Raw genomic sequence first — 20,667 nt, 5'->3', positions numbered from 1 at the left:
CGCTGAGCCGCCCGACCAGCCACCACGGAGCGAGTCTTACCAGTGACCGTTCGCAAGACACCAGGGGGCCGCGAACACGCCGCGCCGCAGGCGCGGCAATTAGACAGAGCCTCGCTGTTGCAGCCGTTCGACGTACTTGGCGATGACATCGACTTCCAGGTTCACCTTGGTACCGACGGCGGCGGCACCGAGGTTCGTCATGGACAGGGTGGTCGGGATCAGCGAGACCTCGAACCAGTCCCGATTGCCGTCGGCGGCGGGCGCGTCGGAGATGCCGAGGCCCGAGACGGTCAGTGATATGCCGTCGACGGTGATCGAACCCTTCTCCACTACATAGCGGGCGATCGCGTCGGGCAGCGAGATCCGCACGACCTCCCAGTTCTCCGAGGGCGTGCGCGCGAGCACGGTGCCGGTACCGTCCACGTGGCCCTGCACCAAGTGGCCGCCGAGCCTGCTGTTCAGCGCGGCCGCGCGCTCGAGATTCACCCGCGAACCCGTGCCGAGTCCGCCGATGCTGGAACGGTTCAGCGTCTCCTGCATCACATCGACGGTGAACGAATCGCCGTCGACCACATCGACGACGGTCAGGCAGACGCCGTTGACGGCGATCGAATCACCGTGTCCGGCATCGGAAGTGACCAGCTTGCCCCGGATCGTCAGACGAGCGGCATCGGCCAGCTCTTCGGTGGCGACGATCTCGCCGAGTTCCTCGACGATGCCTGTGAACATGCCTTGACTCCCTGTCGCGTCGTTTCTACGGTTGCCGAACAGCCCGGATCCGGCGACTATTCCCGCCGGTACGCCGATCCCTCCTCAGCCTAACGACGCCGGGTCGTAGAAGGCACCGCGGTTCCAGCCAGCGGTCGGCGGAAACCACGGCTCGGCAAGTCAGCGGGTAAGCAGACCGCAGGGCCCCTTAGCCCTTGCCGAACCAGCGCCGATTATTTTTCGAAGCGGAATAGGGCGCATCCGCGCGGAAATAACGCAGCTTCCCGGCCGTCGATGATTGTTCACTCCTATTTCGGGAACCACGCGAATGGATTTCATGCCGTCACGCATAGTGTCGAACAGGGCTTAATACCCAGCCGAGACACGATTACACCAAAACCTTGCGCAGGCCCGAAAATGGTCGCAAGATTGTTATGTAGCTGATTCCTATCGTTCAACTTCGACCCGAGCAGTGCAGGTGCGGAACGGTTCTTGCCGGTCCGAGGCGGTCCAGCGAGTTCGACCCAGGGAAATCCACCACTCGAGGAAGCCGGATACAGCAGTGGACGAAATCAGGTTCGACACCAATGGGGGTGTTGCGTGACCACTCTTGTCGATTCGACGCTGGAAGTTCGCTGTGTGCAGTACCGGCTCGAATTTCATATGCCAGCATCGATCGACCCGACTTCCCGCCGCATCCTGCTCCATATCGGCACCTATTACGGCGCGATCACGATGCCCGCCGAACTGGGCGAACAAGTGCAGCAGCAGCTCATCCAGGCACAGATCGCCGCACCGGTGGTCCACCACCCACGAGCCGAGCGCTGGACCTTCATCACCGGCCCGGCCCGGCCCGATACCCTACCCGTCGCCGTCTCCGCGGAGCTGTTCCGGCTCTACGCGACCGTCGCCTGCACCGGGAGTCAGGTCGTGCTGCCCTCACCGGATGACGAGCGCACCGGCTATCGCACCTGGATCCGGCCGCCGGAGAATGCGACGACCCTGCCACCGCTCAGCGCCGTGATCGAGGCGACGCGCGCCATCGGCAGCCGGAAAGTGCCCGCCCGCTAGGAGATTGGGACCCTAGGAGCTGCGCAGCGCCGCGGCCTGCTGCCGCAGCTTTTCGACGGTCGCACCCGGATCGGCGGTGTTGTAGACCGCGGATCCGGCGACGAAACAATCGATGCCCGCCTCCGCGGCGGCCTCGATCGTGTCGGCATTGATGCCGCCGTCGATTTCCACGATCAAACGCAGTTCGCCCGCGTCCACCAGTCGACGCACGATGCGCGCCTTTTCCAGCACATGCGTGATGAAGGACTGGCCACCGAAGCCCGGCTCGACGCTCATCACCAGCAGTGTGTCGAAGTCCCGAAGGATTTCCAGATACGGCTCGATCGGCGTATTCGGCTTCACGGAAAGACCGGCCTTGGCGCCTGCCGCGCGAATATCGCGCGCCACCGCGATCGGATCGTCGGTCGCCTCGGCGTGAAAGGTGACGTTGTACGCACCCGCCTCCGCGTACGGCGGAGCCCAGCGGGCCGGATCCTCGATCATCAGATGGCAGTCCAGCGGAATGTCGGTGGCCTTCAACAGACTTTCGACCACCGGGAGCCCGAGGGTGAGATTCGGCACGAAGTGTGCGTCCATCACATCGACATGCAGCCAATCGGCGCCATGCACTGCTTTCGCCTCATCTGCCAGGCGTGCGAAGTCGGCGGAGAGGATGGACGGGGCGATCATCGGCGTGGTCGGGCGCGTAAACGTCGAAGAGGACACATCGCGGGAGCTTACCGGTACCTAGGGTTGCTCCGGCCGGGAGTGGGTAGCCTGCATAGGGTGATCAACATTTCGGCGGAACAGGGGCTCTACAGCACCCCGGTGGAGATTCGGGTGGCTGCGTCGGTGACGCAGCTGCCGATCGTGCGCGGGCTCGCCGAAACACTGGTGCTATTGAGCGATTTCACCCTCGACGAAGTGGCCGATATCCGGCTGGCCGTCGACGAGGTGTGCTCGACGCTGATCGCGGTCGCGGCACCGGGGACCAGCCTGCACTGCCGGTTCACCGTGGGTGACACCGAATTGCTCGTCAAGGTGACCGGCCTCGCCGGGACGGAGGGGCTGCCGGATCAGCGCAGCTTCGGTTGGCATGTGCTGCGCACCCTCACCGATGAAGTACAAGCGACACAGGACCCGTTCGACTCGGCCGCATCCGGATATCCGACGACGGTGGAGTTCCGTCGGGTCCGGGGGAAAGCGTAGTGGCGGACGAGAACACCGTGCCCGACGCCGAGCAGGACGACGACGCCGTACCCGTGCTGACCGAAGAAGCCGCAGAGGAAGTCGAAACCCTCCAGGCCTCCGGCGCGGGATATGACGATGTCGGCGCGCTGTTCGAGCAGCTCGCCGCCAGTAAACCGGGTACCGCGCGGCATACCGCATTGCGTGCCGAGCTGATCAGCCGGTGCATTCCGCTCGCCGATCACATCGCTCGCAAGTTCAGTGGGCGCGGGGAGCCGTTCGACGATCTCACGCAGGTCGCGCGGGTCGGTTTGGTACACGCGGTGGACCGATTCGATATTTCGCGCGGCTCGAACTTCCTGTCCTTCGCGGTGCCGACGATCATGGGTGAGGTACGTCGCTATTTCCGTGACAACACCTGGGCCATGCGGGTACCGAGACGGGTGAAGGAAACCCATCTGCGCATCGGCGCGGCCATCGACGCACTCTCGCAATCCCTCGGCCGCTCCCCGACCGCGAAAGAGATTGCGGCCGAACTCGATGTGGATCCCGACGAGGTCACCCAGGCCGTCATCGCGGGCAATGCCTACCAGCCCAGCTCCATCGATGCCGCCTCGCTCGGGCGCGATACCGAGGCATCGCTGCTGGATACCCTCGGCGAGGAGGAGTCGCAATTCGACCGGGTGGAGGAGTATGTCGCGATCCGTCCGCTGCTCGCCGGACTTCCGGAGCGCGAACGCCGCATCCTCACCATGCGGTTCTTCGAATCGATGACGCAGACCCAGATCGCCCAGCGCATGGGTATCTCGCAGATGCACGTCTCACGCATTCTCGCGAAAACCCTTGCTCGCCTACGCGAACAGTCGGCCCGCGACTGAGCGCTGTCAGTGTGTCCGTTGTTCGCGCAGTTTCGCGGGCGCCGATAGCCACCAGGCGGCGTCGAGCAGCTCGCGGAGTTGATCGGGCTCGATCCGGTCGAGGTCGATGAGGATGTAGGGATATCCGTCATAGTGCGGGGTGGTGAAGAAGGCCGGGTCACCGGAAGCGAGCATGGCCTCCTTCTCCGCCATTTCGCACAGCAGCACGAGTCCGCCTTCGGCCTCCGAACGCAACCGCGCGAAACCCTTACCGCGCACCTTCAGCGCGGGACTGCGCCACCACGTCGATTCCGCCACCTCGGGAAGTTCGGTCGCCAGCGCCACCACCTGCTCCCATGTCAACGCCATGCGCTCAGTCTGCGCGGTCCACCCACCCCGAGTCTTGGACGAATGTCGCCTCGGAGTGCGTCCCTGCTCAGCCACGAACAATGGCATCGCCACCCTGCGGTGCGAATGCCATGTCGTGCCTTGCATGAACTCGCGACCCTTGCCGTGCCGAATGTCGCGAGCAGCAGCAGGCGCTTCGGATCAGGTGTTACTCGAGCGGCTTGCGCAGGGCGGCGAGGAACATGGCGTCGGTGCCGTGGCGGTGTGGCCAGAGTTGGGCCCCGGGGCCGTCGCCGACATCGGTGACGCCGGGGAGCAGGTCGCGGGTGTCGAGTTGGATGGCGCCGGTGCGGCGGGCGGCGTCGGCGACCACCGCGACGGTCTCCAGCAGGTGTGGCGAGCAGGTCGAGTAGAGGACCACGCCGCCGGGGCGCAGGAGATCCCATGCGGCAGCGAGTAGTTCGCGCTGCAGCACGACCAGTTCGGCGACATCGGCCGGGGTGCGTCGCCAACGGGCCTCCGGGCGGCGGCGCAGGGCGCCGAGGCCGGTACACGGGGCGTCGACCAGAATGCGGTCGTAGCCGGGGGTGAGGCCGCTATTGCGGCCGTCCGCGACGTGCACGTCGACGGGTAGGTCGTGGACGGTCTTGCGGACGAGTTCGGCACGGTGTTCGGCCGGTTCCACCGCGTCGACGCGATGACCGTCGATGGCGGCGATCGCGCCGAGCAGGGCTGCCTTGCCACCGGGTCCTGCGCACAGGTCGAGCCAGCGGCCGTTGTCGGGGCCGTCCAGTTCCGCGCGGGTCAACGCGAGCGCGACGAGTTGACTGCCCTCGTCCTGTACTGCCGCCATACCTTCACGGACGGGTTCCAATTTGCCTGGGTCGCCGCCACCGTCGAGGTAGACCGCATACGGCGACCACTTGCCCTCTTCGCCGCCGGTCACCAGGGCCAGTTCCTCGGCGGTGATATCGCCGGGACGAGCGACCAGATGCACGATCGGACGAGCGTCGTCGGCCGCCAGCACGTCCCGCAGCTCTGCGGCACGAGCACCGAGCGCGTCCGCGAATGCCTGCGCGATCCACACCGGATGCGCGAATTCGAATGCCAACCGCCCCACCGGATCTCGCGGCGCGAGTTCATCCACCCACTCGTCGACGGACTTCTCCCCCGCCCGCCGCAGCACGGCATTCACGAAACCGGCCTTGCCCGCACCGAATTCGGTGCGCGCCAATTCCACCGAGGTATCCACCGCCGCATGGGCCCCGATCCGGGTACGCAGCAACTGATACACCCCGAGCCGCAGCACATCCAGCAGCGGCCCATCGATCTCGGCAACCGGCCGCCCAGCGCCCGCCGCGATCACCGCGTCGAGCAACCCGAGCGACCGACAGGCTCCGTAGGTCAGTTCGGTCGCCAGCGCCGCATCGCGCCCCGAAATCCGCCGGTCCCGCAGCAGCCCCGGCAGCACCAGATTCGCGTAAGCCTCCCGCTCCCGCACCGCCCGCAGCACGTCCCGCGCGACGAGCCGCACCGGATCGCCGTGTGCGGCCGAATCCTTTTGCCGCCCACGACCTTTCGGTGTGTCGACACGCCTATCCGAAGCGCCACGGCCGCCCTCGCCTGCCGTACCCCGATTCGAGCGGCGCTCAGCGCTACCCCGTCGCCCCTCGTTCGATCCGGCCGAACCGGACTTCGCCGGGCGGTTGGCCCGCCGCTGCCCGCCGGACGCCGCATCGCTTTCGGATGAACGGCCATGCCGGTCTGCTTTGCCCTGCGTCGCCCCTTTGCGCTGCGACGAACCGTCTCCCGATGATGCGGACTTGCGCTGTTCGGTCATATTCCGCCGCTCTGCTCGGGTCCGCGGCGCATCGCCACGGATCTGGTCGGTGCGCAACGGCCGGGCTTCGTCGTCGCGCCGTATGGATTGCGAATTCTTCTGTTGTGCACCACTTTTCGCTGAGGTCGCGCGGGCGAGCCAACCGCCGTCGACGGATTTCTCGGCGGACTTGCGATTCGGTGTTGTCACTCGACCACCGCGCCGGGCTGCAGCCGCGCGCCGCGGGCCCAGTCGAGGGCGGACATCATGCGTTTGCCTGGTGGCTGCACCTGACCGAGGCGGACCGCCGTGGTCGCGGTACCGACGAAGACGCCGGACTTGCGGACCTCGATCGCCCGTTCCGGCAGGACTTCCTCGACCATCTCGACGGGACCGACCTTCAGTCGGGTGCCGTTCACCTCGGTCCAGGCACCGGGTGCGGGGGTTACCGAGCGAATGCGCCGATTGATCGCCAGCGCGGGCTGATCCCAGCGGATATGTCCGGCCTCGACCGGCACCTTGGGGGCGTAGGAAATACCGTCGTGGGGTTGTGGAACCGCTTGCAGCGTACCGTCTTCCACGCCGTCGAGTGTCTTCTCGAGCAGTACCGCCCCGGTGCTCGCGAGCCGGTCGAGCAACGCGCCCGCGGTATCGGTCACCGCGATCTTCTCGGTCACCACCCCGAAAACCGGGCCGGTATCCAAGCCCGCCTCGATCTGGAAAGTGGATGCGCCGGTGATCTCGTCGCCCGCGTCGATCGCCGCCTGCACCGGAGCCGCGCCACGCCAGGCGGGGAGCAGCGAGAAGTGCAGATTGATCCAGCCGAAGCGCGGAATATCGAGCACTTGCTGCGGCAACAGCGCACCGTAGGCCACCACCGGACAGCAGTCGGGCGCCAATTCGGTGAGCTGCTCGATGAATTCGGGCTCGGCGGGGCGCCGCGGTGTGAGCACCGGAATGCCGTGCTCGTCGGCGAGGCGCCCGACCGGCGACCGCTGCACCTTGCGCCCGCGCCCGGCGACCGCATCGGGACGGGTCAACACGGCGAGCACCTCGTGCCGGTCCGAATCGATAAAACGCCGCAGCGACGGGACGGCCGGTTCCGGTGTGCCCGCGAAGACAATGCGCATCAGCGGGCCCGCCCGAACGGTCCGGCCTCGGTCGAGCCGAGCGCACGCGAACTGCGCACGGTGATACCCGCGCTGAACCAATCGGATTCACGAATGGTGCGCATGGCCTCCTTGCGCTGCACGGGATCGAGCCGATCGATGAACAGCACACCGTCCAAATGATCGGTCTCGTGCTGCACGCAGCGGGCCAGCAGGCCCTCGGCCGCGAATTCCACCGGTTTGCCGTCCACATCGACACCGGCGGCGCGCACCCGCAGTGCACGCCGCGTGTCGTAGCGCAGCCCCGGAATCGACAGGCAGCCCTCGGGACCGACCTGCTCCTCCGCACCGACCACCTCGTAGGTCGGATTGATGAGATGGCCCCTGGCGTCCTCGGTGTCGTAGACGAAAACCCGCAGACCGACGCCGATCTGCGGCGCCGCCATCCCCACCCCGCCGTCATCGTGCATGGTCTCGGTCAGGTCGGTGACCAACTGCCGCAGTTCACGATCGAATTCGGTGACCTCCGCCGCACGTGATCGCAGGATGGGATCGCCGAAGAGGCGAACGGGCTGAATGGTCACGGCGGCGGCTCCCCAAAACGATGAACACGGTCGATTCATTCTAGAGAGCGACACCGTTCACACGGATCTCCCGGACCGAACGAGAAAAAGCTGGTAGAACTCCAGTGCGGTCCGGGCGGGGTGTTCACCCCTCCGCCCGGCCGCCCGAGAGCAGCCTCGTCAGCGACCCGAAGTCGCCCTTCGTCTGCTCACCTCCCGACACCGGGCCTGGCCTGCTGGGCATAGCCACGTGGCCGGATCGGCCTCAGCGTCCGATCGCACATTTCCGCAGTTCCGGGGTGGTCGAGTGGCGTTAGGGTGAAAGGGGGTGAGTGCGAGGAGTCGAAAGATGAGCACCACCGTTGTGATCGTGATCATTGTCGTCGTCTTGGTCATTTTGCTCGTGGCCGTTGCGTGGGTGTTGCAGCGCAAACGGCGCGAACACCAGCGGGTCGAAGCCGCTGGCATCCGTGACCGCGCGGCGGAACGGGAATTCGAGGTCGGTCAGCGAGAAGCGCGGGCGGAGGAGATTGCCGCCAGCAGCCGGGCGGCGCAGGCGGAAAGTGAGGTCAAGGCGGCGCAGGCCGAACAGCTCGCCCAGCAGGCGCATGTGCATCACAGCGAGGCTGCGGATTCGCGAACCGAGTTGGACAAGGAATGGGAGCGCGCGAACAAGGTCGATCCGGATTCGAAGTCGGGTGAGAAGCGGCAAGGAGCTGATCCCGGACAGCCGTCCCACAACCCCTGATATCGATCCTGATCAGCCGGATGCCGGTCGCCGCTCGCGCCGTGGTGCATGAGCGGACGAACCAGGGATAGCTAGCGCTCGTCCAGAGACGGCAACACCGTTTCGCTGAGAATCAGCAGCACCGCGGCGGCGACCGGGATGGCGAGCAGGGCGCCGACAATTCCGAGCAACGCACCGCCGAGCAGAACCGATACGACCGTCACGATCGCTGGCACCCGCACCGTTCTGCCGATGATCCTGGGCACCAGTATGTAGTCCTCGAACAACCGCAGGACGATGAAGAAGACGACGGTTGCCACCGTGACCGGCAGGGATACGGTGAGCGCGACCAGGGCCACGATGATCCCGGCCAGCGTGGAGCCAACCACCGGGATCAAGTCCAGCACGGCGACCAAGACAGCCAGCAACAGCGGATAGGGCACGTCGAAGATCAGCAGCCAGATGAAGGTCAGCACCGCGGTTATCAGCGAAATGACCAGATTGCCCAGGATGTATCCGCCGACCTTCACGAAGATCTCGTCGCCGATCAGGATCGCTCGAGGTCGGCGCGAGCGTGGAAACAGCCGGTAGATCGACGTTCGAACCTGTGCGAAATTTGCCATGAAGTAGCCGGTGAGCACGGCGACGACCACCGTGCCGCTGACGATGCTGAACACGAGACGGCCCGCGCCGAGGATGCCACCGGCCAGCTTCGACGGATCGGATCCGAGTCCTTGCTGGACTCGGTCCTGGAGATGGAAGCGAGTGTTGAGCGTGTCGATCAGCGGATACCGTTGCGCGAGATGTGCGACGTAGTCCGGAGCGTTGTGGACCAGCGCGCTGCCCTGGGTGATCAGTGGCGGTATCGCGGCAGCGAGGAACCCGGCCAGCAGACCGATCGCGACCAGGAACACGGCGGTCACGGCAGCCCATCGTGGAAACCACGGCCGAACCAGCCATGACACAACAGGTTCCAACCCTATTGCCAGGAACAACGCGATGGTGATCAAGACCAGAACTTGACTCACGGCGATCAGTGCTTGGATCGCGCCGTAGGTCACCGCCACCCCGGCCGCGCCTGCCATGCCGACCATGAACGGCGATCGCGGATCGAATCGTCGCCCGGGCTTGCCCAGCGGGTGCTGCGGCGTACTGGCCCGCGCCGCCGCCGCTTCGGCGGTAATGATCGGTGCGCCTTCGTCGGTGGTGTGGGGTTGCGCGACCAGGTCCCTGTGGCCTGGCTCCGTCCCGTCAGGGGTGTGGCGCTCCTCAGGTTCTGCGGTGTCTTCATTCCGCATCGGAACCGCCCTCTTCCTCGACCTGTGCCATGTCGGCGTACCCATGGGCCGATCGTGGAAACAGCCCCTTCACAAGGCATGGTGCGTTCGTTTGGCCCATAGGTGTCCGGGTATGCCCGGCTTTGACCCGAGACGCTCGCACGGAGCGGCTCGCGACGAGGTCGAGCGCTCGCCCCCGGGACGAGCCAGGAAGGAGCTGACATGAGCACTGTGGCCGCGACCGTCGATGTCGAAGTACCGGTCCGCACCGCCTACAACCAATGGACGCAGTTCGAGGAATTCCCGCAGTTCATGGTCGGCGTGGAGGCGGTAGAACAACTCGACGACAAGCACACCCACTGGCGTATCCATGTTGGACCCGCGACCCGGGAATTCGACGCGACGATCACCGAGCAGCATCCCGACGAACGTGTCGCGTGGAAATCCGACAATGGTCCCGATCACGCGGGCGTGATCACGTTCCACCGTCTGGACGACACCCACACGCGGATCACCGCGCAAATGGAGATCGATCCGGAGGGATTCGTGGAGAATGCCGCCGACAAGCTCGGCGTGTTGAAGCACCGCATCAACGGAGACATGCAGCGCTTCAAGCACTTCATCGAAGGCCAGCCGCATGAAACGGGCGCGTGGCGTGGTGATATTCCACGTCCTGACGCATGACCTGACGCTGCCTCCTCGTTGCGGCCGATAAACAGGGGTGTACATCCCTGATCACGAGGCGTCTACTGGAATATGCAGGACATGGGTCGATCATCGTGGCTTTGTTCTTCCCGTGACCGCGGTCGGCCCTTCGAATAACAGCGAAACCAGGTAGCTGGCCATGATCGTTCTCGGAATCATCCTTCTTGTCGTTGGATTCATATTCAGCATCCCAATCCTCTGGACCATCGGGATCGTGGTCCTCGTGATCGGGCTCGTGTTACTGCTGTTGGGGTCGACGGGCCGCGCCGTCGGCGGCCGACGCCATTACTACTGACCCTGAATCACATTCGCGCGCTGATCCGCTTGCCGTCACCGCTGGCCTCCGAGCACGCACGTCGTCGGCGGCAGTCGATCGGCGCCCCGTGCTTGTCAAGCTTATTTCCGGCTTGTTTCCGAGCGCGGCGCAACGTCGACCGGATCGCCGAACCGACGTAGCGTCGATGGGGTGATTGTTCCTGAGCACCTGCCGACCACCGTCGGCGAGTTGCGCGCGGGCGGCCATCTGCCGCGCAGCGTCAAGTCCGAAATTCGCGAGAACCTGTTGTCCCGGTTGGGTTCCGGCGACGATCCGTGGCCGGGCATCGTCGGCTTCGACCGAACCGTACTGCCGCAGCTGGAACGCGCGCTGCTGGCGGGCCACGATGTCGTCCTGCTCGGCGAGCGCGGCCAGGGCAAGACCCGGCTGCTGCGCACCATGATCGGCCTGCTCGATGAGTGGACACCGGTCATCGCGGGTACCGAACTGGGCGAGCATCCGCTCGCGCCGATCAGCCCGGCCGGTCGCCGACTGGCCGAGGAATTGGGCGACGACCTACCGGTCACCTGGCGGCACCGCTCCGAGCGCTACGCGGAGAAACTCGCCACGCCGGATACCTCCGTCGGTGACCTGATCGGCGATGTCGACCCGGTCAAGGTGGCCGAGGGCCGCAGCCTCGGCGACCCGGAGACCATCCACTTCGGACTCGTACCGCGCGCCCACCGCGGCATCGTCGCCGTCAACGAACTGCCCGATCTCGCTGAACGCATCCAGGTCGCGCTGCTGAATGTGATGGAGGAGCGCGATATCCAGGTCCGCGGTTACACCCTGCGCCTACCACTCGATGTGCTGCTCGTCGCCACCGCCAACCCCGAGGACTACACCAACCGCGGTCGGATCATCACCCCGCTGAAGGACCGGTTCGGCGCGGAGATCCGCACCCACTACCCGCTGAGCGTTTCGGCCGAGGTGGCACTGGTCCGGCAGGAGGCCGAACTGGTGGCCGAGGTCGGCGAGCCACTGATCGAGGTGCTGGCCCGGTTCGTGCGGCACCTGCGCGAATCGTCCGCGATCGACCAGCGGTCCGGCGTGTCCGCGCGATTCGCGGTCGCCGCCGCCGAAACGGTGGCCGCCGCAGCGCTGCGCAGATCGGCGCTCACCGGCGAACGTCCCGCCGTCGCGCGTCCGGTCGACCTGGACTCCGTACCCGCCGTGTTGCGCGGCAAGCTGGAATTCGAATCCGGTGAGGAGGGACGCGAGCAGGAGCATCTCACGCACCTGATGCGGCGCTCGTTCGCCGAAGCCGGGAGTGCACTGCTCGGTGGGCTGAACCTGCGGCCATTGGCGGAGGCGGTCGGCGACGGACATCTGGTCACCACCGGCGAACGTGTACCGGGTAAAGACGTGCTGTCCGCGTTGCCGGAACTACCTGTCCTGCACGAGGTCGCGCGTCGGCTCGGCGTCGGCGCCGACGAACCGCCTGCCCGCATCGCCTCGGCGGTCGAATTCGCGTTGGAGGCCCTCTACCTGGCCCGCCAGATAGCCAAGGATTCCGACGACGGCGTCGCGGTGTACGGGTCATGACCGTTCCAGACCGCTATGCCTACGGGCCCTATCACGACGGGCCCGATCCGCTGGCGCCCCCGCTCGATCTGCGCGAGGCGCTGGACCAGATCGGCCGCGACGTGATGGAGGGCAGCTCACCCCGCACCGCACTGGAGGAACTGCTGCGGCGCGGTATGCGCGAAATGCGGGGGCTCGATGAGCTCACCCGGCAGGTGTGGCAGCGCCGCGCGGAGATCAGTCGACGACACCGGCTCGACGGCACCCTGCAACAGGTCCGCGAACTGCTGGAGCAGGCCCTGAAAGCCGAACGCCGCGAACTGTTTCCGGATCCCTCCGACGACGCCAGATTCGCCGAAGCGCAACTGGACGCGCTGCCGCCGAGCACCGCGGCCGCCGTCAACGAGCTGGCCGAATATCAATGGCGATCCGAAACCGGCAGGGAGAACTACCAGAAGATCCGCGATCTGCTCGGTCAGGAACTGCTCGAATCGCGATTCCAGGGCATGAAACAGGCTCTGGAGAACACCACACCCGAGGATGTCGAGCGCGTCGGGCGGATGCTGTCGGATCTCAACGACCTGCTCGCGGCGCATGCGCGGGGCGAGGATACCGAACAGCAGTTCGCCGAATTCATGGCCGAACACGGCGAATTCTTCCCGGAGAATCCGCGCGATACCGATGAGCTGATCGACGCGCTCGCCGCCAGATCCGCCGCCGCACAACGCATGTTGAACTCGATGTCCGCCGAGCAGCAGGCCGAACTGGCCGAGCTGATCGGACAGGCATTCGGCGATCCGCGCATTGCCCAGCAGGTGGCCGCCCTAGACGCCGCCCTGCGCGCGCTGCGGCCGGGTGAGGACTGGGACTCCGCCCAGCGCTTCCGCGGCAACGACCCGTTGGGCCTCGGGGCGGGTACCCAAGCCCTACAGGATCTCGCCGAACTGGACGCACTCGCCGAGCAGCTCAGCCAGTCCTATCCGGGCGCCAGCCTCGAGGATATCGATCTGGACGCCCTGGCCCGCCAACTCGGCGACGACGCCAGCGTGGATGCCGCCCGACTAGCCGAACTGGAACGCGAACTACGCAGACAGGGCGTATTCGAACGAGCACCCGATGGCTCACTACGGTTGACACCCAAGGCTTTACGACGCCTCGGTGAAACCGCATTGCGCGATGTCATCGGGCAGTTGCGGTCTCGGCGGGGCGAGCGGGATACCAGACTGGCCGGCGCGGCGGGCGAGCCGACGGGCGGCACCCGGGCATGGCAATTCGGCGATACCGAGCCATGGGACGTGCCGAGGACCGTGCGCAACGCGGTGCTGCGCTCGATGTCGGTGGGCAGTCGCAGCGTCACACTCGACGTGTCGGACGTCGAGATCATGGAAACCGAGCAGCGCTCACGGGCCGCCGTTGCGCTCTGCGTGGACACCTCATGGTCGATGGTGCAGGAGGGTAGGTGGTTGCCGATGAAGCGCACCGCCCTCGCGGTGCATCAGTTGATCAGCACCCGATTCCGCTCCGACGCGCTGAACCTGATCACCTTCGGTCGGCACGCCACCACCGTTGATATCGGCGAACTGACTGCGCTGGAAGGCGTTTGGGAACAGGGCACCAACCTCCACCACGCACTCCTGTTGGCCGCACGCCATCTGCGCAGACATCCGGACGCGGTGCCAGTCGTGCTCGTTGTGACCGATGGTGAGCCGACCGCGCATCTGGAACCGAACGGTGCGGCGTACTTCAATTGGCCGACCGCACCACGCACCCTGGCCGTGACAATGGCCCAGGTCGACGCCCTGGCCAAGCTGGGCGCATCGGTGACCGTCTTCATGCTCGGCGAGGACCCGAGCCTGGCCGCATTCGTCGACTTGGTGGCCCGCCGCAGCGGCGGTCGTGTGGTGGCCCCGGATCTGGACGGACTCGGCGCCGCGGTGGTCAGCGACTATCTGCGCGGCAGGCGCGGTTGACCGGGCGGCGGATCACTGCCTCCGCCCGGTCGCCGACCCGCGGTCGTCAGGAATGTCCGGCGATGATGACCTCGGGGATGCCGGTGCCGAGCGGCACCTCGCGACATGTCGGAGCGGGTGCGTGGACCGGGTCCAGCGTCCGTAGCAGCAGCTCCTGCACGAATGGGTCGTAGACCATGTGGAAGTGACCCGTCTGATCGACCGCGCATTCGTCCTGCAGCGCGATGTTCTGCACGTCTGGGCCGTGCAGTGCGATATTGCTGAACGGCTGGATCATCTCGTCGACGCGGCTGCCGATGGTCACGTAGTGCGGGCCGGGCACGGTGTCACCGCCCGCATTGAGTTCGACCATAAATGGCGACCCCTGCACCTGCTGCACCGCCGCAAGCGAGGTGACCTGCACGAAGGCCTGCAGCGCGCCAGGAATCGACTGCGCCACCGGCACCAGTCCGTACATCACGCCGCCATAGCTCGGCGATGCGAGACCGATCCACTGGCCGACCTTCGGCGCGCCACCGAGCTTGTTCACGTAGTACCGAGTGACGTTGGCGCCCTGGGAAAATCCGACGATATCGACCTGGGTGGCATTGGTGGCGGCCAGTACCTGATCGACGAATGCGCCGAACTGGTAGGCGCTCACCACGATGTCCTCGGTGCCCCAGGTGTCTTTGCCGGGTGCACCGCCGTAGTTGAGTGCGAAGACACAGAAGCCGAGCGCCGAGATCTGCGGCCCGATGGCCGCCCAGTCGGAGTACGCCGAGGAATCGGTGCCGTGGGCCAGAACTACCGGGCGGGGATGCGCACCGGTCGGCTTGCAGTCGAAGTTGTTGGTACCGGCCGGGGCCACGTTCTTGTGCGCCTTCTGATACACCGCCGCGGCCAGATGGTCCGATTGGGACGGACCGGTTTGGGTGGGTACATCCGGCGGGCGATATCCAGCGATCTGCGTACTCACCGGCGCGGGATCATTTGGTTCGGCGCCCGCCATCGGCGCCGCGCCGGAGCCGAAAATGACGGCTCCGGCCAGGACACCGGCAGATACCGCACGCCTGAACTGTGATACTCCCCAACCCCACGACCCACTCGGCTGTTCCATATCACAATGATGTACCCGATCGGCTCGAAAAGTGCACGCTCATGCGATGTTTCACATTGCCATCACTTTTCGGGGGAGTCATCCTCGGCGAGAATGCGGTATAACGATTTGCGCGCCTCGGTGAGCACCTCCGCGGCCCGAGTCGCCTGCTGCGGAGTACCCGCCGCCGCGACCTGGGCGGCGGCACCCATCAGCTGTCCGATGAGCGCGCGCAGATCCATCGCCTGGGTGCCGACGTCCTCCTTGACGTCGGCCCATGGATCGCCGAGTTCGTCCCGATGCTCGGCGACATAGGTCTCGCCCGCGTCGGTGAGCTTCGCGGTCTTGCGACCCGCGACCTTCTCGATGAGCACCAGACCCTCGTCCTCGAGCTGCGCGAGCGCCGGATAGATGGATCCCGGACTCGGGCGCCAGACGTCGTCGCTACGCTCCCTGATCTGCTGGATCAGCTCGTAGCCGTGCATCGGGCGCTCGGTGAGCAGCAACAACACCGCGGCACGCACGTCACCGCGCCTGCCACGGCCGCCGCGCCCGCGTCCACGTCCGAATCCCGGACCGAAGCCGGGCCCGAAACCAGGACCGAAGCCCGGGCCGAACTCGGGTCCGAACCCGTGGCGCCCACCGCGGCGATGCTGGCGACGACCGGCGCCACCCTCGTCGTGTCCCGGCTTCCGCCAGCGGCCACGACCTCTGAATTCTCCGTATTCGATGTTTTCCATGTCAGCCTCCTGAGGCTCTCGTGTATATCTCACGCTATCGACGATATATCGGCAATGCATCGCATGCAAGAGTGAGGGACGACACGAACCGACCGGGCGCTCCGATATGACCGATGAGTTCGCAGCCGCCTCGACCAATGCGAGCGTGCGACCGCGGCCGATCACATTGACATCCGCCCCGATGCCGGATGGCCCGCCGTAGCCGAGGCTCCCCGGCTGCCGCACGCGGTTACCCGCGGCGATCGGCATATCGACTGCGACCGTTATGGGGCAAGCGAATCGAGCCAACGCTCCAGCCGATGCCCCTCGGTCACCATGAGTTCCGGATCGCGGAAGGTATTGGTCAGCAACGAGATCCCCTGATAGGCGGCGAACAGCGCAACCGCGAGTTCCCGCGCGTCCTCGCGACCCATCGCGGTGAACTGCCGCTCGATCCAGTCGAGCAGCGTGCGAATACTCGCCGCTGACGCCAACTCCAGTCCGTCGCCACGTTTGCCCAGCTCCGAGGCGAGAGTTCCAGTGGGGCAACCGAATTGCACGGCGCGGTCGCGCTGGTCGACCCAGCCGCGGACCAGCGCCTTCAGTCGATCTCGCGGCTCGTCGTAGTGCTCGAGGGCCGCGATCAACTCCTGCAGTGTCTGCGCGTGCGCGCCGAGCGCCGCCTCGACCAGCTGATCCTTGGTCTTGAAGTAGTAGTACACATTGCCGAGCGGAACCTCGGCGGCCCGCGCGATATCGGCGATTGTCGTCTTCTCGACGCCCTGCTCGTGGAAGACCTGGGCGGCTGCGGCGGCGAGGCGTTCACGCTTGCCCGCCTTGGGTTTTGCGCGCCGACCTTCGACTGAGTTAGTCATGCAGCTAACTATAGACAGCTTGACATCCGTCGGCTACGGTCGTTTTAGTCAGCCAACTAACTCAGGAGTGAACGTGATTGTAGTGACCGGAGCGACCGGCAATATCGGACGCACCCTCGTGCAGCACCTCGCCGCCGCCGACGAGCGGGTGACCGGCGTATCGCGCGGGACTCGGGACATCGCACTGCCCGACGGCGTGCGGCACCGGCGGGCCGATCTGGCCGATCCAGAAAGCCTCTCCCTCGCAGTCCAAAACGCGGATGCGCTCTTCCTGCTGCTGACCGGGCCTCAGTTGGTGACCGGGCCGAATCCGGCGCGATTCATCGAGGTCGCGGCGGCGGGTGGGGTCAAGAAGGTGGTGCTGCTTTCGTCGCAGGCGACGGGCACCCGGCCCGGACTCGCCTCCCATGCGCGACTGCATGCGTTCGAGTCCGCGCTGCGGGGATCAGAGTTGGACTGGACAATTCTGCGGCCCACCGGATTCTTCTCCAACACCTACGCGTGGATCGAGTCGATCCGAGCCGAGCAGATGATTGCCGCCCCCTTCGCCAATACCGCACTGCCCGCCATCGATCCCGGCGACATCGCCGAGGTCGCCGCGACCGTACTGCGCACGGATGGGCATTCCCGACGAACCTATGAACTGACCGGCCCCGCCGCGATCACTCCGCGCCAGCAGGCTCGTACCATCGAAGATGCGTTGGGAGTCTCACTGCGGTTCGTCGAATTGACCCGCGAGCAGGCGCGTTCCGGGATGTTGCGATTCATGCCGGAGGATGTCGCGGATGGCACGCTCGATATCCTCGGCACACCTACGCCTGCCGAGCAGCAGGTCAGCGCCGATGTCGAACGGGTGCTCGGGCGGGCCGCAACATCGTATGCCGAATGGGCGCAACGCAATCGGTCCATTTTCGGCTGACCCTGGCGACTGATCTGAATTTGCTACTCGCCCTTGCGATCTCGCGCATCGACGCCGAGGGCGAGCAGCTTGGTGTCGCAGATCATCGACGAAAGGTTTCTTCGCCGCAGCCAGGGAGCGCATCGGGGCAGCGATTCCGCCTGGTCTCCGAGTGCCAATCGATCCACGGCGCGCTCCGCGCGATACGAATCGTTCTCCTCGAGAAGCTGTAAACATACGGCTTGTTCGATATCGCGGGCACTCAGGGCAGCCGCAAAGGAGCCAGTCGCAGCCTCTGTCGATGTGTTCAGACCATGCCCGCATCCTCGCGGAAGACGCCGCTATCCGCGATATGTACTGTTCGACCTGCTGTTGCCAGTATTGGCGCCAGGCTCTGGTGTGGGGCTCAGCCGATGTCGACCGGGTCGATCTGGACCCGGAGGGGAGCATCGGAGCGGTGGGTGCTACGGACGGCCTGGGCGGCTGTGAGGGCGCGAGCCAGGGCTGCGCCGGAGCTGCGGTGGACGCGCAAGAGCACGCGTTCGACTTCCGCGGGGGTGTCACCGCTGTCGAACGGCTTGCGGGCGCCGGGCGGGAGGGGCACCGGTCCGAGGAGGTCGACGTTTTCGGGAAGCTTTGCGGCGGAGAGCAATTCGCCGATCGAGTCGGAGGTACCGTCGATGGCGGCCATGCGCACGGCGGGCGGGAAGCCGACCTCGGCGCGGCTGGCGACCTCGGCACGGGCGTGGCCGATCGGATCCCAGCGCAGCAGCGCCTGGACGGTGGGTAGCGAGGGTTCGGCCATGACGATGACCTGACCGTGGTTGCGCACCAGGGTGGCCGCCGACATCCAGCGGCGCAGCGTATCCTCGGCGGCCCGCAGGTCCGCGCGACTCAGCAGCGCCCAGCCGTCGAGCAGCAGCGCGACGCCATAGCCACCGGGCAGCACCGGCTCCGCGCCGACGGTCGCGACGATCACCTGCGGACCCGGTTCCACCGTGTCGAGCATCGCGCCGCCGCTGGATCCGCGAATCGGCACACCGGGGAAGGCACGACCGAGTTCCTCGGCGGTACGAGCCGCGCCGATCACCACCGCACGCAGCGCCCTGGAAGCACAAGCCGGACAGCGGAATGCGGCCTCGGTGATTCCGCACCAGCGGCATGCGGGACTATGCGCGGTCTCGCCGCGATGCCCGGCTCGTCCGTCCGGCAGGGCAAGTGGGCCGTTGCAATGCCGACATCGTGCGGGCGTGCGGCATTTCGCGCAGGCCAGTGCCGGAATGTATCCACGCCGCGGCACCTGCACCAGCACCGCAGCGCCTTCCTTCAGCGCGGATCGCGCGGCGGCGTAACCAATGGCCGGAATGCGGACTGCCCGTGCGACCGGGTCGCGCTCCATCGCGATATCCGAGTCACCCGGTGCACTGATGCGCGGCGAAAATCTGCGCACCACAGCACGATCGGCGACCAGATCATGTGCCCACCCCGAATCGACCACCGCCTGGATTTCCGCCGTCCGTGCGAATCCGGCGGCGACGAATGCCGCCCCGGTCTCGTGTGCCCGCAGCATCGCGACTTCGCGCGCATGCGGATACGGCGCCCGCGGCTCGGCATAGGTATCGTCGCCGTCATCCCAGATCGCGATCAACCCGAGATCAACCACGGGCGCGAACACCGCACTGCGCGTCCCCACAATCACCCGCGCGGTCCCCCGCAATGCCGCCAACCACCGCCGATACCGCGCCGCCGGTCCCAACCCAGCAGCCAATCCGATCGCCGAATCCCCCACCAGCCGAACACATTCCGCCAACACCCGATCCAGATCCCGCTGATCCGGAACCATCAGAATCGCACTGCGCCCCCGTCCGACGACAACCGCCGCCAATTCTGCCAACCGCCGCGCCCAATCCTCCCCCGGCACCGCCTGCCACCCCGCCCGCACCCCTTTCCCCTGCCCCAGCGCCGACACGAACGCCGCCCCATGGACATACTGCTCCCACGACCGCAGATCCACCCCGTCCGGCATGCCATCGCTGCTCGAACCAGCCAGCGCCGCAGCGATATTCGCCGACCTGGCCGCATCGACGACACGCACACCCTCCGGCGCAGCGTCCCCTGCTCCTACGGCAGCATCGGCAGAACCAGCACCGGCCTGCTCTGTCGACGGCACGGCACCAGAATCCGCCGCCACGGCCGCTGCGGCATTCCGAGTTTCGGCAGGCTGGACGGCCTCAGCATCCGACGCAGCCGAGTCGGGGTCTGGCGACGAACCGCGCGACGACGATGCCGCCGCGGCCGGTTCCACCGTGGAATCGTCGCCGAGTTCGCTGTCGAGGGACCCGCGCAAGTTTCCGGATGCGCGAGTCGGCCCGCGCGAAGGAGTTGACGCCTGCGTCGTTCGACTATTAGCGGTGCCGCCATCAGTCGAGTCGCCCGAATCTTGCTGCGGCTCCGCGGGCTCGGCCGACTTCTTCGAGCCACCGTTCTCGGTGCGCGCATGACGCGGTGGAATTGCCAGGCGCAGGACATCCGCGCGAGTGCCTGCGTAGCGGGCGGCTACGGCGGTGGCGAGTCGCAGGATTTCCGGGGTCAGGACGCGTTCGGCGGAGACCACGCGTTCGAGTTCGACCATTTTGCCGGTGTGGTCGCTGTGTGACAGGCGGGCCAGTAGATACCCGTCGACGAGGCGGCCCGCGAAGCGGACGCGGACTCGGACGCCGGGTTGGGCGATTTCGTCCAACTCAGGCGGGACCAGATAGTCGAAGTCGCGGTCCAGGTGCGCGGGCGACAGCAGCGGGAGCACCCTGGCGATCGGGTGTCCCGCTGCTGTCGAATCGTGCGTCGCCGCGGCTCCCGCATCCGCGGGAGCCATAGCGGTGAGGTCCGCTGTGGGTGGGTGCACGCGGCCTCGATAGAACTACAGGCCAGTGGCCGCGCGG

The 20,667-nt window shown here is 66.4% G+C and carries 21 protein-coding genes; 10 read left to right on the top strand and 11 right to left on the bottom strand.

The features are described 5' to 3' along the window. Positions 1-99 precede the first annotated feature (99 nt). On the bottom strand, positions 100-729 hold the full coding sequence (locus NA5_RS37305; RefSeq protein WP_062993749.1) for a riboflavin synthase: 630 nt from the start codon (positions 727-729) through the stop codon (positions 100-102). A 579-nt stretch (positions 730-1,308) separates the two neighbouring features. On the opposite strand from NA5_RS37305, the gene NA5_RS37300 reads away from it, so the two are divergent. After that, entirely contained in the window at positions 1,309-1,779 is a 471-nt protein-coding gene (locus NA5_RS37300; protein WP_062993748.1) for a hypothetical protein, read from the top strand. Between the two features lie 12 nt (positions 1,780-1,791). Here NA5_RS37300 and rpe read toward each other — a convergent pair whose 3' ends face one another. Continuing rightward, positions 1,792-2,448: a ribulose-phosphate 3-epimerase gene (gene rpe, locus NA5_RS37295; RefSeq protein WP_062993747.1), complete on the bottom strand. Its 657-nt coding sequence runs from the start codon at positions 2,446-2,448 to the stop codon at positions 1,792-1,794. A 96-nt stretch (positions 2,449-2,544) separates the two neighbouring features. Between rpe and NA5_RS37290 the strand changes: the two genes are divergently transcribed. Both NA5_RS37290 and NA5_RS37285 read left to right on the top strand, forming a co-directional pair. Further along, positions 2,545-2,967 carry an ATP-binding protein gene (locus tag NA5_RS37290; protein WP_062993746.1) on the top strand — a complete coding sequence of 141 codons (423 nt, stop codon included), beginning with the start codon at positions 2,545-2,547 and terminating at the stop codon, positions 2,965-2,967. Then, positions 2,967-3,824, top strand: coding sequence for an RNA polymerase sigma factor SigF (locus NA5_RS37285; RefSeq protein WP_084484709.1), 858 nt, complete (start codon positions 2,967-2,969; stop codon positions 3,822-3,824). The genes NA5_RS37290 and NA5_RS37285 overlap by 1 nt, the downstream gene beginning before the upstream one ends. A 6-nt stretch (positions 3,825-3,830) precedes the next feature. On the opposite strand, the gene NA5_RS37280 is transcribed toward NA5_RS37285, so the two are convergent. The 4 genes from NA5_RS37280 to def all read right to left on the bottom strand — a co-directional run bounded on the left by NA5_RS37280 (position 3,831) and on the right by def (position 7,663). Then, positions 3,831-4,172, bottom strand: coding sequence for an MmcQ/YjbR family DNA-binding protein (locus NA5_RS37280; RefSeq protein WP_062993745.1), 342 nt, complete (start codon positions 4,170-4,172; stop codon positions 3,831-3,833). 187 nt (positions 4,173-4,359) lie between these two features. Continuing rightward, a complete protein-coding gene (locus NA5_RS37275) occupies positions 4,360-6,180 on the bottom strand; it encodes a transcription antitermination factor NusB (RefSeq protein WP_245672649.1) in 1,821 nt (606 codons plus the stop codon). Then, the gene (gene fmt / locus NA5_RS37270) at positions 6,177-7,100 is read right to left on the bottom strand and encodes a methionyl-tRNA formyltransferase (RefSeq protein WP_062993744.1); all 924 of its coding nucleotides are present in this window, start codon (positions 7,098-7,100) and stop codon (positions 6,177-6,179) included. The genes NA5_RS37275 and fmt overlap by 4 nt, the downstream gene beginning before the upstream one ends. Further along, positions 7,100-7,663, bottom strand: coding sequence for a peptide deformylase (def, locus tag NA5_RS37265; RefSeq protein WP_062993743.1), 564 nt, complete (start codon positions 7,661-7,663; stop codon positions 7,100-7,102). Before def ends, fmt begins: the two co-directional genes overlap by 1 nt. 328 nt (positions 7,664-7,991) lie before the next feature. Between def and NA5_RS37260 the strand changes: the two genes are divergently transcribed. After that, entirely contained in the window at positions 7,992-8,390 is a 399-nt protein-coding gene (locus NA5_RS37260) for a hypothetical protein (protein WP_062993742.1), read from the top strand. Between the two features lie 71 nt (positions 8,391-8,461). Here the strand turns inward: NA5_RS37260 and NA5_RS37255 are convergent, their stop codons facing one another. Continuing rightward, complete coding sequence (locus tag NA5_RS37255) at positions 8,462-9,667, bottom strand: AI-2E family transporter (protein ID WP_084484708.1); 1,206 nt, start codon at positions 9,665-9,667, stop codon at positions 8,462-8,464. 201 nt (positions 9,668-9,868) lie between these two features. On the opposite strand from NA5_RS37255, the gene NA5_RS37250 reads away from it, so the two are divergent. From NA5_RS37250 to NA5_RS37240, 4 genes are all read left to right on the top strand, one after another. Beyond that, positions 9,869-10,330 carry an SRPBCC family protein gene (locus tag NA5_RS37250; protein ID WP_062993741.1) on the top strand — a complete coding sequence of 154 codons (462 nt, stop codon included), beginning with the start codon at positions 9,869-9,871 and terminating at the stop codon, positions 10,328-10,330. Positions 10,331-10,490: 160 nt separating this feature from the next. Further along, positions 10,491-10,646 (top strand): DUF6131 family protein, encoded by a 156-nt coding sequence (locus NA5_RS42725; RefSeq protein WP_245672648.1) that lies wholly within the window; start codon positions 10,491-10,493, stop codon positions 10,644-10,646. A 171-nt stretch (positions 10,647-10,817) separates the two neighbouring features. Next, the gene (locus NA5_RS37245) at positions 10,818-12,212 is read left to right on the top strand and encodes an ATP-binding protein (protein ID WP_062993740.1); all 1,395 of its coding nucleotides are present in this window, start codon (positions 10,818-10,820) and stop codon (positions 12,210-12,212) included. Then, positions 12,209-14,161 carry a vWA domain-containing protein gene (locus NA5_RS37240; protein WP_062993739.1) on the top strand — a complete coding sequence of 651 codons (1,953 nt, stop codon included), beginning with the start codon at positions 12,209-12,211 and terminating at the stop codon, positions 14,159-14,161. The genes NA5_RS37245 and NA5_RS37240 overlap by 4 nt, the downstream gene beginning before the upstream one ends. A 46-nt stretch (positions 14,162-14,207) precedes the next feature. Here the strand turns inward: NA5_RS37240 and NA5_RS37235 are convergent, their stop codons facing one another. From NA5_RS37235 to NA5_RS37225, 3 genes are all read right to left on the bottom strand, one after another. Further along, positions 14,208-15,149 (bottom strand): esterase/lipase family protein, encoded by a 942-nt coding sequence (locus NA5_RS37235; protein ID WP_084484710.1) that lies wholly within the window; start codon positions 15,147-15,149, stop codon positions 14,208-14,210. A gap of 170 nt (positions 15,150-15,319) precedes the next feature. After that, entirely contained in the window at positions 15,320-15,976 is a 657-nt protein-coding gene (locus NA5_RS37230) for a PadR family transcriptional regulator (RefSeq protein WP_062993757.1), read from the bottom strand. Between the two features lie 263 nt (positions 15,977-16,239). Further along, positions 16,240-16,830 (bottom strand): TetR/AcrR family transcriptional regulator, encoded by a 591-nt coding sequence (locus tag NA5_RS37225; protein ID WP_062993737.1) that lies wholly within the window; start codon positions 16,828-16,830, stop codon positions 16,240-16,242. An 82-nt stretch (positions 16,831-16,912) separates the two neighbouring features. On the opposite strand from NA5_RS37225, the gene NA5_RS37220 reads away from it, so the two are divergent. Then, on the top strand, positions 16,913-17,749 hold the full coding sequence (locus tag NA5_RS37220) for an NAD(P)H-binding protein (RefSeq protein ID WP_245672647.1): 837 nt from the start codon (positions 16,913-16,915) through the stop codon (positions 17,747-17,749). Continuing rightward, positions 17,716-17,961, top strand: coding sequence for a hypothetical protein (locus tag NA5_RS41040; protein WP_157110858.1), 246 nt, complete (start codon positions 17,716-17,718; stop codon positions 17,959-17,961). The genes NA5_RS37220 and NA5_RS41040 overlap by 34 nt, the downstream gene beginning before the upstream one ends. A 173-nt stretch (positions 17,962-18,134) precedes the next feature. Here NA5_RS41040 and NA5_RS37215 read toward each other — a convergent pair whose 3' ends face one another. Further along, on the bottom strand, positions 18,135-20,600 hold the full coding sequence (locus tag NA5_RS37215) for a primosomal protein N' (protein ID WP_174555318.1): 2,466 nt from the start codon (positions 20,598-20,600) through the stop codon (positions 18,135-18,137). Positions 20,601-20,667: the final 67 nt, after the last annotated feature.

This window comes from Nocardia anaemiae NBRC 100462, from assembly GCF_001612725.1.
In the GTDB taxonomy this organism is placed as follows: Bacteria; Actinomycetota; Actinomycetes; order Mycobacteriales; family Mycobacteriaceae; genus Nocardia; species Nocardia anaemiae.
This window is presented reverse-complemented; position numbering and strand designations above follow the sequence as displayed.